Source organism: Tenacibaculum tangerinum (assembly GCF_029853675.1).
Classification (GTDB): Bacteria; Bacteroidota; Bacteroidia; order Flavobacteriales; family Flavobacteriaceae; genus Polaribacter; species Polaribacter tangerinum_A.
Genome location: NZ_CP122539.1, coordinates 1,755,001 through 1,767,748, shown reverse-complemented (window position 1 = coordinate 1,767,748; position 12,748 = coordinate 1,755,001). Strand labels below are relative to the sequence as shown.

Annotated in this window: 9 protein-coding genes and 1 pseudogene; 1 reads left to right on the top strand and 9 read right to left on the bottom strand. The window is 33.5% G+C overall.

What is annotated here, in order from left to right; translation table 11 throughout:
• Window positions 1–203: 203 nt before the first annotated feature.
• The gene (locus P8625_RS07740) at window positions 204–1,880 is read left to right on the top strand and encodes a formate--tetrahydrofolate ligase (protein WP_279652870.1); all 1,677 of its coding nucleotides are present in this window, start codon (window positions 204–206) and stop codon (window positions 1,878–1,880) included.
• 182 nt (window positions 1,881–2,062) lie between these two features.
• Here the strand turns inward: P8625_RS07740 and P8625_RS07735 are convergent, their stop codons facing one another.
• The 9 genes and pseudogenes from P8625_RS07735 to P8625_RS07695 form a co-directional block, all read right to left on the bottom strand.
• On the bottom strand, window positions 2,063–2,662 hold the full coding sequence (locus P8625_RS07735; RefSeq protein ID WP_279652869.1) for a coiled-coil domain-containing protein: 600 nt from the start codon (window positions 2,660–2,662) through the stop codon (window positions 2,063–2,065).
• Between the two features lie 94 nt (window positions 2,663–2,756).
• Window positions 2,757–3,100 (bottom strand): annotated as a pseudogene (rplT, locus tag P8625_RS07730) (50S ribosomal protein L20).
• 148 nt (window positions 3,101–3,248) lie between these two features.
• The gene (gene rpmI / locus P8625_RS07725) at window positions 3,249–3,446 is read right to left on the bottom strand and encodes a 50S ribosomal protein L35 (RefSeq protein ID WP_047790515.1); all 198 of its coding nucleotides are present in this window, start codon (window positions 3,444–3,446) and stop codon (window positions 3,249–3,251) included.
• 44 nt (window positions 3,447–3,490) lie between these two features.
• On the bottom strand, window positions 3,491–4,009 hold the full coding sequence (infC, locus tag P8625_RS07720; protein ID WP_279652930.1) for a translation initiation factor IF-3: 519 nt from the start codon (window positions 4,007–4,009) through the stop codon (window positions 3,491–3,493).
• Window positions 4,010–4,083: 74 nt separating this feature from the next.
• A complete protein-coding gene (thrS, locus tag P8625_RS07715; RefSeq protein ID WP_279652868.1) occupies window positions 4,084–6,030 on the bottom strand; it encodes a threonine--tRNA ligase in 1,947 nt (648 codons plus the stop codon).
• Between the two features lie 484 nt (window positions 6,031–6,514).
• Complete coding sequence (locus P8625_RS07710; protein WP_279652867.1) at window positions 6,515–8,935, bottom strand: T9SS type A sorting domain-containing protein; 2,421 nt, start codon at window positions 8,933–8,935, stop codon at window positions 6,515–6,517.
• A gap of 74 nt (window positions 8,936–9,009) precedes the next feature.
• Window positions 9,010–9,963, bottom strand: coding sequence for a tectonin domain-containing protein (locus P8625_RS07705; protein ID WP_279652866.1), 954 nt, complete (start codon window positions 9,961–9,963; stop codon window positions 9,010–9,012).
• Window positions 9,964–10,123: 160 nt separating this feature from the next.
• Window positions 10,124–12,061: a LytTR family DNA-binding domain-containing protein gene (locus tag P8625_RS07700; RefSeq protein ID WP_279652865.1), complete on the bottom strand. Its 1,938-nt coding sequence runs from the start codon at window positions 12,059–12,061 to the stop codon at window positions 10,124–10,126.
• Window positions 12,046–12,714 (bottom strand): two-component regulator propeller domain-containing protein, encoded by a 669-nt coding sequence (locus P8625_RS07695; RefSeq protein WP_279652864.1) that lies wholly within the window; start codon window positions 12,712–12,714, stop codon window positions 12,046–12,048. The genes P8625_RS07700 and P8625_RS07695 overlap by 16 nt, the downstream gene beginning before the upstream one ends.
• Window positions 12,715–12,748 lie beyond the last annotated feature (34 nt).

Genomic DNA, 12,748 nt, shown 5'->3' with positions numbered 1-12,748 from the left:
TAAATAATTTAAATCGACTTTATTTTTAAAACGTGCAAATATAGCGTTTCATTAAAAGAAAAGCCAATTCTTTTACCATATTTATGTGATTAGATACTAATTGAGGAATAATAGCTAACAAATGTCAGTTTCTGTGGGAATTATTATGTGTATATTTACCTGCTTTTTAGTAAAAAAATAACTTAAATTTTAAATAATTTGCCATGGCGCATTTAACCGATATTGAGATTGCTCAAGCAAAAGAGTTGCAACATATTAAGCATATAGCTGCGAAGTTACAAGTGGCTGAAGATGATTTAGAAATGTATGGAAAATACAAAGCTAAATTACCGCTGAATTTAATAGATGAAGAAAAAATTAAAGAAAATAATTTAGTGTTGGTAACAGCATTAACCCCAACACCTGCTGGAGAAGGAAAAACTACGGTTTCTATAGGATTAACAGAAGGATTGAATATCATAGAAAAACAGGCTACTGTAGTATTGAGAGAACCTTCATTAGGGCCTGTTTTTGGAATTAAAGGTGGAGCTGCTGGTGGTGGATATTCGCAAGTAGTTCCTATGGAAGACATCAACTTGCATTTTACAGGAGACTTTAATGCTATTGAAAAAGCTAATAATTTATTGTCTGCGTTAATAGACAATAATCTACAAAGTAAAACGAATAACTTAAATATCGACCCCCGTACTATTTTATGGAAACGTGTTATCGATATGAACGATCGCTCGTTACGTCAAATTACCATCGGTTTAGGAGGAACAGCAAACGGAATTCCTAGAGAAGATGGATTCAACATTACACCAGCATCAGAAGTAATGGCTATTCTTTGTATGGCAACCTCTTTTGATGATTTAAAAGAACGATTAGGAAATATATTTATCGGATTTACTTTTGATAACAAGCCAGTTTTTGCCCGCGATTTAAAAGCACAAGATGCCATGGCTATTTTATTAAAAGATGCAATTAAGCCTAATTTAGTGCAAACCTTAGAAGAAAATCCGGCGATTATTCATGGTGGTCCTTTTGCAAATATTGCACAAGGAACGAATACGATTATTGCGACGAAAATGGGATTGTCTTTATCGAATTATGTGGTTACTGAAGCAGGTTTTGGTGCCGATTTAGGTGCCGAAAAATTCTTGAATATTAAATCGCAATATGCTGGGTTAAACCCAAAATGTGTTGTATTGGTCGTTACGATTAGAGCTTTGCGTCATCACGGAGGTTCGCCAAAAGAAGAATACAATACCCCTAATGTAGCACGTGTTCAAAACGGATTTGAAAATGTAGAAAAGCATATTGAAAACATTAGAAAGTTCCATATAGAACCCGTGGTAGCAATAAACTCTTTTATTTCTGATTCAGACGAAGAAGTGCAGTTTGTGATTGATGCCTGCAGCGAGTTAGGAGTTCAAGCAGTAGTTTCAGAAGGATGGGCAAAAGGAGGTGAAGGAACTATAAACTTAGCCAAAGCTGTAGTTGATGTAGTTGAAAATAAAGCCACACACTACAAACCTTTGTATGATTGGAAAAGTCCTGTAAAAGAAAAAATAGAAATAATTGCCAAAGAAATCTACGGAGCAGATGGTGTCACTTATGATAAAAAGGCAGAGTTAAATCTGCGAAGAATTAATCGATTAGGTTTTAATGATTTTGCGGTATGTATGGCAAAAACCCAAAAATCTTTTTCAGACGACGAGAGGTTAATTGGAAGACCTAAAGGATTTACGGTAAATGTGCGTGAAATTGAAATAGCGGCAGGAGCACAGTTTATCATTCCTATTTTAGGAAAAATGATGCGTATGCCAGGTTTGCCTGCAAATCCTGCTTCTGAAAATATGAGTATTGATAATAGTGGAGTGATTTCAGGGTTGTCATAGCAAAAGAAATTACAGTAACTTATATTAAAAAAACAGCTAAGAGTTGCTATTTTTTTATTAAAAAACTCAAGGTGTACTATTTAAAAATAAGCCAGAGTTCTCAACTCAAACATTCTAGTGTTAGAGTACTTAAATCCCCGAGTTTCTTGCCCGGGGATTTAACTTTGTTGTAGTGGTAGAAATTAACTTACGCCACGTTGTTTATTAATCTCGTCTTGTAATTGTCTACGTAGTTTTTGCTCTTTCTCTAAAGCTTTTCTTTTATGTTGTTCGAACTCCTGTTCTACTTCTTCTAATAAATTTTTAGTTTGCTTGGTAATTATGTTGCTGTTTTTAAATCGATAAAGAAAGAAAAGCAATCCAATAAGTAGCGCAAAAATAATAGCCCAAACTAAGGTGTTGTAAGTGGTTTTGTCAAGTGGAATGCCAACAAAAGAAATAGTATCTTCTTTGTTAACAGAGGCCGTTAAATCTTTGTTTAATCGATCTATTTCAGTTTGTAATTGGGCAATATTTTTTTGTTGCTCGTCAATTTTTACTTGTTTGCTAGCACTTTCTTTTTTTATGGCAGCTACACTATCTAGCACATTCTTTTGAAAAGTTAAGAACACACTACGGTTTATCATTTTATATTCTTGCCAATTGTTAGAAAGCCTATATGTCTTTAAAAATTGATTTTCGATAGTGTTAGGTAAATCTTTAACTTCTTCTTTCGACAATGTGTTTTGAGCAACACTATGTTGAGCTAACACAAAGAGAAATACTATTTTTAAAAATTTCATAGATATAGATATTATTTTAATGAGTAACTATAAGTGGTTTAAAAAAACCCAAACGATAAGGTTTGGGTTTTTAGTATAAGCAAGGTTATGAAACTTATTTTACTTTTTCTACAATCGCCTTAAAAGCTTCTGGGTTGTTCATCGCTAAATCGGCTAAAACCTTACGGTTTAATTCGATATTATTAGCTTTTACTTTCCCCATAAACTGAGAGTAAGACATTCCGAACTGACGAGCTCCAGCGTTGATACGTTGAATCCATAATGAACGGAAGTTTCTCTTATTGTTTTTACGGTCACGGTATGCATATAACATTCCTTTTTCAACCGCATTTTTTGCTACTGTGTAAACGTTTTTACGACGTCCGAAGTAACCTTTTGCTTGCTTCAAGATTTTTTTCTTCTATTTCTTGAAGCTACTGAATTTACTGATCTTGGCATAATTCAAATGTATTTTTGTAGTAGGCGGTTTGCACAGTTTTAAGTGAGTAGTTTTTGTTGTGTTTAACTCAAAACTAGTAACTCAAAACGCAAAACTCTTTATTGCCCAACTCCATGGTTAATAATTAATTTACTACCTAGCTAACAATTATTTTAATACTAATTGTTGCTTAATGTTTGCTTCATCAGACTTATGTACTAATGTAGCGTGTGTTAATGCAAGCTTACGTTTTTTAGACTTTTTTGTTAAAATATGACTTTTAAACGCGTGCTTTCTTTTGATTTTTCCAGTACCAGTTAACTTGAAACGTTTCTTAGCACTAGATTTTGTTTTAATTTTAGGCATCTTTGTTCTTTAGTTTTATCTTGCTTATATTATTTTTATGTAGCTTATTTCGTCTTTTTAGGCGCAATAAACATAATCATACGTTTTCCTTCTAATTTCGGCATTTGCTCTACTTTACCGTATTCTTCTAATTCTTGAGCTAATTTTAATAGCAAAATTTGTCCTTGCTCTTTAAATACAATCGAACGACCTTTGAAGAATACAAAAGCTTTCAATTTAGCTCCGTCTTGTAAGAACTTAATTGCATGCTTCTTTTTAAATTCGTAATCATGTTCATCAGTTTGAGGTCCGAAACGAATTTCCTTTACGGTAACTTTAGTAGCTTTTGCTTTTAAAGCTTTTTCGCGTTTCTTTTGCTCGTATAAAAACTTTTTGTAATCAATAACTTTACATACAGGAGGAACCGCTTTAGGTGAAATTTCAACTAAATCTAATTCTAACTCCCTGGCAATTTCCTTTGCCTTAGCTAAAGGATATACACCTACTTCAACGTTATCGCCTACGAGACGAACTTCATCAACATTTCTAATTTTTCCGTTAATTCTATGTTGATCTTCTTTAATTACTCTTACGGGTCTTCTCCCGCCTTTTCTTCTAATTGCTATGACTTATAAATTTTAAATTATTATCTATTTTTTTAACTTCCAAAAGGAACCAATGTTTTACTAACTTCTTTCTGTATTAGAGAAATGAACTCTTCGGTAGTAAATGTTCCTAAATCACCTTCGCCATGCTTTCTAACAGATACCGTGCCATCTTTTTCTTCCTGCTCACCAACAATAACCATAAAAGGTATTTTGCTAACTTCGGCATCACGTATCTTTCTTCCAGTCTTCTCATTGCGGTTATCAACGAGGGTGCGAATTTCGGAATTTTCCAACAAAGTTAAAACTTTTTTGGTATATTTTTGATATTTCTCACTGATTGGCAGTACAATAACTTGTTCGGGAGTTAACCAAAGAGGAAAATTACCTGCTGTGTGTTCTAATAAAACGGCAATAAAACGCTCCATAGAACCAAACGGTGCACGGTGAATCATGACTGGTCGGTGCAATTGGTTATCAGCTCCTTTGTAGTGTAAATCAAAACGTTCGGGTAAGTTGTAATCTACTTGAATAGTGCCTAACTGCCAACTTCTTCCTAAAGCATCCTTCACCATAAAGTCTAACTTCGGGCCATAAAAAGCAGCTTCACCTTCTTCAACTACATAATCTAAACCTTTGTCTTTTGCCGCATTGATAATTGCTTGCTCCGCTTTTTCCCAGTTTTCAACCGGACCTATGTATTTGTTAAGGTTCTCCATATCTCTAATAGATACCTGAGCAGTAAAATCTTCAAAGCCTAAAGATCCGAAGACATATAATACCAAGTCAATTACATTTTTAAACTCTTCATCTAATTGTTCTTGGGTACAGAAAATATGAGCATCATCTTGCGTAAAACCACGCACACGAGTCAATCCGTGAAGCTCGCCGCTTTGTTCGTACCGATATACCGTGCCAAATTCAGCAAAACGTTTTGGTAAATCTTTATACGAATAGGGTTTGTGGTTGTATACCTCACAGTGATGCGGACAGTTCATCGGTTTTAGCAAAAACTCTTCGTCTTCTTTAGGAGTGGTAATGGGCTGAAAACTGTCTTCGCCATATTTTGCATAATGGCCAGAAGTAACATACAGTTCTTTTTGTCCGATATGCGGAGTCATTACCATTTCATACCCTGCCTTTTTTTGAGCAGCTTTTAAGAAATCTTCTAATCGATTGCGCAACGCAGCACCTTTTGGTAACCATAAAGGCAAACCTTGCCCTACTTTTTGAGAAAAGGTAAACAATTCTAACTCTTTACCTAATTTTCTATGGTCACGTTTTTTAGCTTCTTCAAGTAGTTCTAAATACTCTTTTAACTCTTTTTGCTTCGGAAAAGAAATTCCATACACACGAGTTAGCTGATTGTTCTTTTCGTCACCACGCCAATAAGCACCAGCAACGTTCATGATTTTTACAGCCTTGATAATTCCAGTATTCGGAATATGTCCTCCACGACATAAATCCGTAAAATCACTATGGTCACAAAAAGTAATATCGCCATCTTCCAACCCTTCAATAAGTTCTACCTTATACGAGTTGCCTTGTGCTTTGTAATAAGCTAAAGCATCGGCTTTAGAAACAGCACGCATTTTAAATTCCGCTTTTTCACGAGCACGTTCTAAAAATTTCTTTTCTATTTTATCAAAATCTTTTTCAGAAATAGTGTCCTCTCCAAAATCAACATCATAATAAAACCCGTTTTCAATAGCAGGACCAATCGTTAATTTTGCATTCGGATAAAAATCTTGAATTGCTTGTGCCAATACGTGAGCAGAAGAGTGCCAAAAAGCTTTTTTACCAGCAGCGTCATTAAAGGTATATAAAACCAACGAGCCATCTGTAGTTAAAGGAGTAGCGGTTTCAACAGTAGTTCCATTAAAATTAGCAGAAATAACATTTCTAGCCAAACCTTCGCTAATACTCCTAGCAACATCCATTGGTGTGCTACTCATTTCAAATTCTTTAACGCTCCCGTCGGGTAATGTAATTTTAATCATTATATAGATATGTTTTGTGTAATTTCCTTACAAGTGGAAATTTTAAACCGCAAAGATATTGTAAAACCCTATTTCATACAATAGATATAGGAAGGTATTTCAAAGAAGTTGATTTGTTATTAAGTATTGTGTTTTACAGTGTAAAAGTAAGCTTTTTAAATCGTTTTAATTATCAGATTTTTTTTAAATAAAAAGTATCTTAGGTTTTGGTTACAACCCAAGCTATGGGATATTCACTTATAGATTGTTCAGAATTTGTATGGTATGCTTTCTTGTGCTTTAATGGTATCAGATACTATTCACTTTAGTAGTTGTTTTCAAATGAATATCGTTCATTTAGAACGAAGTGAGAAATCCAATCTTATTATAAATTCAAGATGATAGAATTTCTCACTTCGTTTTTTAATCAAAATAGTGCTTGCTACAAAAAGATTTTTTTTAATTCTAGCTTTTAGATACTGTTTTAGCTGATTCAGTTCTTTGGCTAGTTTTTCATAATCTTTTCTGTATACACTTCTCCTTTAATAGAAACTTTTACTACATACCCTCCTGATTTTTCTCTAGAAATATCTATTTCTGTTGGGTTTTCTTTGAAAATAGTTCCTTTATAAATCACATTTCCAGATAAATCTATCACTTCTAAGATTCCTTCTTCTTCATTATTTGTCATGGAAACTTTAAAGATACCTTGGTTTGGGTTGGGGGCAATTACCATTTCTTTCTTGGTTTCACAATCATACCAGAATAAAATATATTCATCATCCCAATTTGGACCTACAGCAAATTGTATCATATAAAATGTTTGATTATCGAATACCAAATTAAATGGAGGTTGTGTTAAATCGATATTATTAGGAGCTTGTCCTTGTATCCAACCTTCAAAAATAGGGGGGTTGGTATTCCAAGAAGCAGGGTCAAATGGGGCAACCGATATAAAATAAGCATCTTCACAAGTACTCAATGAACCGTCAAGAGCTACTCTTCCACACATTGCTGGTATGGTCATAGGTCCGTATGGAGTATTTGTAACATTGTAATAATTAGTTACACCTAACATACTAACCACCGCTTGAGAACCAGTAACATCACAGCAATAGTCCTCTGTATATTCAAAGTGAATATAATCATGGCACTCTGTTCCATCAGGAAAGGTAAAGATAATTCCAAAAGAGTATATACCTTCTTCAGTAACTTGCAGTGTGGTGTTATTTTCATTTGGTATTGTCTGATTGTTTAAATCCCAGAAAATAGTATTGATAGTTATGTTATTAGGGAGGTTCTCTACACGTAGTTCTTTGGTTTCACAGTCCATTACTAATTGTAAATCCTCAGGACAGCAATATTCTTGGGTAATTGTAATAGTGTCGGACACAGATTTGCATCCGTCTACAGCTATAACAACCGTTACTTCTCCTGAGGCAATTGAGGTCATTAATGTTTCGCCTCCAACTTGAATTTCTTGACCGTTGTGATACCAGGTAATGGTATAATTAGAGCCGTCAAAACCCTGATTTAATATGTTAATATTACCGACAGGGTTTTGCCCGCATTCTATAGTAATATCGTTTCCTAAATTGGGTTGAGGTATTTCATCTAATACGTTAATGGTATGGTTAGCTGTACACCCATTTTCATCGGTAACCATTAAGGTGTAATTCCCCGTTTGTGATGGTGTAAAACACATTTCCTCTCCTAAAAGAATGACAGAAGTGGGGTCATGGTCAGGTCCATACCATTGGTATGTATATGTGGAACCATTAGGAGCTATTGGGCCACATATTTCTTGGAAATTGCCATCGCATGTTGATATAGTGGTAGGAAGCATTATTTCTGGTGGATTTACTATTTGAAAGAATATATTATCTTCATTATAGCAAGGTTTCGTGGCAAGTTTTACCCTGTAAATGGTATTTAATGTCCAAGGATATGAATTAGTTATATTTACACTATTTGGAACTTGGCCAACTATTTCACCTGTATCATAAATAACAGAGCCGCTAGTCCAATTAAGTAAATCAAATGGCATGATTTCGATCTGATACGAAGTTTCATTTTGATTGTTTGAACCATCTAAAATTATTTCTGGAGGGTAACAATATATTGCTACATCAGTAGTTCCATATTGTGATGGTAATTGTTTTATTTTTTGATATGTGTTCGAAAACTTTATCTTGCTTTGGTTCGGCGCATCTTCTCTATTATAAATACAAAAGTTGTCAAAAGCAACATAGTAACCTCCTTGTAAAACCGTACTACTTCTGGTTATAAATATATGTGTTATTCCGTTGTTAGGGAAGTTTGCTGAATTGGTTGGAAAACTAATTGAGATTAATTGTTTATTACTGTTTGCGTTAGTAGGCACAGGAATGGTTTCTAACAATACGGTATTGTTTGCGCCAAATAAATCTAAATTAGTTGGAGCATGTGAAGATGTTGGAGTAGGGGCTAATGAGTTCTGTGGATTATAAACTCCATATATACCTATTTCTGCGTTTCCAAAGCCATACAAACTAGCTAACTCAAATGACATATTATAATCTCCTGTATTGGGTAAAATAGTTATAGGTGATCCATTATACCCCAACTTTACTTGCATGCCCTCTCTATAAGTAGCGTCTCCTACTCTATTGTCAATCCAGCACGAGGCGTAATTTCCGTCCATAGGACTTGGTGGATTACCAACAGCAGAATGATTTTCATCATAAAGGTCTGCTTGGTTACCATAACTCCATATGGGATTCCAATAAGATGCTAAATCAATATTATTGGAAGTGTTAGTTGGTTGAGAACCGTGTTCAAAATCTCCATTCTTAATTAAATTAGTTGTTTCAGTACAGCATTCAGTTTGTCCATACAATATTGTATAATTAATAAGGAAAATTATTGATAAAAATATTTTTTTCATTGTGATAATTTTTGAGTTTTTAGACCATACTTAAATGTTAACTATTTATTATAGTATTCGGCTTTTATTTTAGATTACCATGCTGCAGATACATATTGTAAACGAGCAGCACTATTAGGTTGAAACCACCATTCTCCCGAATTTTCTGTTTTATATACTTTATTCTCTAAATCAATACCCCAAGCTATATCTGAATTATTACTAGAAATTTGACGAAGTCTAGCAGCTGGGTTAGGTTGAAGCAATGAAACTCCATCTAGACTTTTGTATACTCTATAGTGCCAATCAATAGACCATAAACCACCTTCAACTGTCATTGACGAATGTCTCCTTCCATAAGTGTAAGGAGTAATTATTGCGTCGAATACAGATGTAAAAACATTGAATTGAGATAGTTTGTCGTCGTCTATTTTTATCGTTAAAGGATGTAAAAAATCACCACTTGAAATCCAAGTTGCACGTTCTACATTTGTAAATCGCAACCAATTTATACCTCCATTAGTCGTTATGAAGAGTTTTCCTTCACCACCTATTCCAAAAGCTACCATAGATGATTGAGGAGAAATAAAATATAACCTAGCAGCAGTATTAGGCTGGTACCAATGTTGTCCATTCCATCGATATACATGATTATTCAAGCCTATTCCCCAGACACTACCATCATTGAGTTTTGAAACTTCAACAAATTTTAATCTTGCTGCTGTATTTGGTTGATACCAATATGTTCCGTTCCATTTATATACATGATTACTTAAACCAATTCCCCAAACATTTCCTGACCTCAAGCTAGCTACATGACTTAATTTTTCTAATTCTCTTTTGAGTTCTTCGATATTGTATGATGGAAGAGAATACATATAGTCAAATTGAGCTTCAGTTATTATGTCTGAATCAAATATTTTTGACTCTTGTGGTGTCTTATTGTCTTGGAGAATATTTAATGCATCATTTTCTGTTATTATAGATTCTTCTTCTTTACAAGCCAATAATCCTATTGTTACAAATATTATTAATACTAATTTTTTCATAATTAAAATTTTTTAAATGATTACTATTTCAAATCTATTTTAATTATAAATACATGACAGTGTCTTTATTCCCTTTTGTTACCGATAGCCGCTAAAATAGTTACCAGCTAAAATGAGGCTGGTACGAATGCTATGTATTTTAGGTACGAACTATTCGTGCTTAAAAATGAATATTTTGTAAGTTTTTAAGGTAGCTTTGACTTACAGGAAGTTGTATATCGTTAATTTTTAGTTTGTCTTTAGATTTAGAAGTAATTTTATCTATCCGAACAATATACGAACGATGGATGCGTATATATTCAAGTTTGTCAGGAATGTGGTCTAAGAATTTACCAATATTCATACGAACCGTATGTGTTTTGTCTTTTGTAAAAATATCTATGTAATTTCCTGAAGATTTTATATATAGTATGTCTTGTGATTTAATTCGTACTTCATTACCGTTCTCTTTAAAAGAAAAATAGATATCTTCTTTTCTTTTTAAGTATTTTAGTAATACTCGTAATAGTTCTCTTACAATGTCTTTATTATAGGTAAGTACTCGTATTCTAAAGAATATATAAATGAGAATACAAATAGCTACTGCACAAATTATTTTAAACCAGCCTGTCTTCCAAAAGGGAGGGAGAATACTAAAGGAGTAAGATACTATTTTCTCTGAACACTTATTGCTGTTGAAACACATTTTAGCTTCGAAAGTATAGTCGTTGGGGGGTAATGATGAAAAGTGAATTTTTCTTTCTCTGGTGGAAGTCCAAAATCGATGATTGTTCAACCTGTACTGATAATGCAAGTTCTCCTTATTTGCAAAAGAGATTCCTTCTACAATAAAATCAATTTCATTTTCCTTATAAGATAGTTTGGCGTTATCTTTAATGCTGTCTTTCGAATTATTATTTAGGTATACTTTCTTAAGCTTAAAATAACTGTTATTGTAGTTTGTAGGTAAGAGTTGATTTTTTGGAAAAAAGCACAATCCTTGTTTGGTTCCTGCCCAAACGGTATCATTTATAATTTCTAGGTCTTCAATTTCATCACTAAGTAGCCCTTGTTTTTTATCAATTCCAGTAACTTGATAATGGTTTTTGCTAAAAACAATTCTATTTATACCCTTATTTGTGCACAACCATACTGTAGAGTCATTTTCAATAGAGACTTCGTTAATGATGTCGCTATATAATCCATTTTTTTTAGTGATATTGTAAGTGTGATTAGCGTCATTAATTACCAATCCTGCATTTTGAGTAGCAATGTATAAGGTTTTTTTATTTCTGCTCACATCTATATCGTCACTCCTGAAATTAAAAAGTGTCGATTGTTTTGATAAAGGAGTAATGCTATCGCTATTGAATTTAAAAACACCTAAAGGGGTGCTGAGAATGGTGTCTTTATTCCATGTGGTTACATCGTGAATCCTGTAAGGCAAATTTTTGTACGTTACAGCGATTTTATTCCTCTTTATTGCATAAAAATGTTTAGTGCCTGAGATAAAAACAGCACTGTCAATGGGTTCTGAGATTTTCAATATATATTCTTCTAGTAGCTTCTTTTTAGTAGAGGTACTTATAAGGCCGTCGGTATTGTAAAGATATGTTGTATTAGATACAGGATTGTTCTCAACAAATGCACGTTGGTTACCTTTGGGTGTATCTAATGATATAGAACGCCTGTTTTTTAGTATTTTTTGAATGTTACCATTATTGTATCCAATTAAAAGCTCTTTCTCTTTTGTTTTTGCTAGGCTACTCACATGATTGTTGGTTTGGTTGGCAATATTATATATATTGACTGATGGTTTTTTAACGTAGTATACCCCAGAGTTTAGGGTGGTAAACCAATACCCCCCTTCATGGTCTATTAATAAGTCGGTAACAGATTTGCCTTCTAAGAATGATTTTAAAATACGTCCCCTTTGGTTTGTGATTTTCCCACCTCCAAATTCATACCCAATAAAAAAACGTGTAGTATCAATAGTTTTAATAGCTATTGGAGAGTATTTTTCTTTTAGAAAAATACTTTTGTTGTTTTTATGTACAATTGATACGATACTATCATTTGTAAAGATACCTACTTTTTGAGGTGCTAACCAATCAGCCATGATACGAGCACCAGTGTGTTTTGAAGATATACTTGTGTTGATTTTAATAGTGTCACTTGTCGAGAAAAAAATGAGTTGTCTAGGACATCTTTAGCCTCCTCAAGTACGATTCTTTTTTCAGAGGTTGCATCAGTATGAAAATAATCTTCGGTGGTATAATTATTTGTAACCACCCCTTTTTGATCTATGACCAACTCTCCATCAATGCTTGATCCACCTATATGCAAATTATTTGCAGCGTCAATATAAACGCTTTTTATGATACTGTCAGTTGATAGGTTTTTGGCGAGTATATTGTTGTATTTGTAGGGTTTAAAACCCTTAAATACTTCATCAAAATGAAAAAGCGATTTGTTATGAAAGGAATAGCACCATATTTGTCCATTTTTTTGAGGATAAAAGCGTAATATTACGTTTCCAGTTAAACCATCATTGGTGTCGAAATTATCAAACTCATAGCCGTTATATCTAGATATTCCCTTGTCAGTAGCAAACCATATATAACCCTCTTTGCTTTGATAAGCATCGTACACTTGAGAGCTTGGTAGTCCTTCATCTACTCCTAGTTTTTCGTAAATGAATTCCTGAGCAATACAAAGTGTGCTAATTAGTGAAAATAATAAAAATGTGAAGGTGTTTTTATTACAAAGCATCGTTATAAGTATAGAAGTTGTTTCATTAATAAAA

Coding starts and splice junctions, on each gene's coding strand:
- P8625_RS07695 (WP_279652864.1), bottom strand. CDS start 12,714: ATGCTTTGTAATAAAAACACCTTCACATTTTTATTATTTTCACTAATT.
- P8625_RS07740 (WP_279652870.1), top strand. CDS start 204: ATGGCGCATTTAACCGATATTGAGATTGCTCAAGCAAAAGAGTTGCAA.
- P8625_RS07705 (WP_279652866.1), bottom strand. CDS start 9,963: ATGAAAAAATTAGTATTAATAATATTTGTAACAATAGGATTATTGGCT.
- P8625_RS07710 (WP_279652867.1), bottom strand. CDS start 8,935: ATGAAAAAAATATTTTTATCAATAATTTTCCTTATTAATTATACAATA.
- P8625_RS07735 (WP_279652869.1), bottom strand. CDS start 2,662: ATGAAATTTTTAAAAATAGTATTTCTCTTTGTGTTAGCTCAACATAGT.
- P8625_RS07700 (WP_279652865.1), bottom strand. CDS start 12,061: ATGGCTGATTGGTTAGCACCTCAAAAAGTAGGTATCTTTACAAATGAT.
- thrS (WP_279652868.1), bottom strand. CDS start 6,030: ATGATTAAAATTACATTACCCGACGGGAGCGTTAAAGAATTTGAAATG.
- rpmI (WP_047790515.1), bottom strand. CDS start 3,446: ATGCCTAAAATTAAAACAAAATCTAGTGCTAAGAAACGTTTCAAGTTA.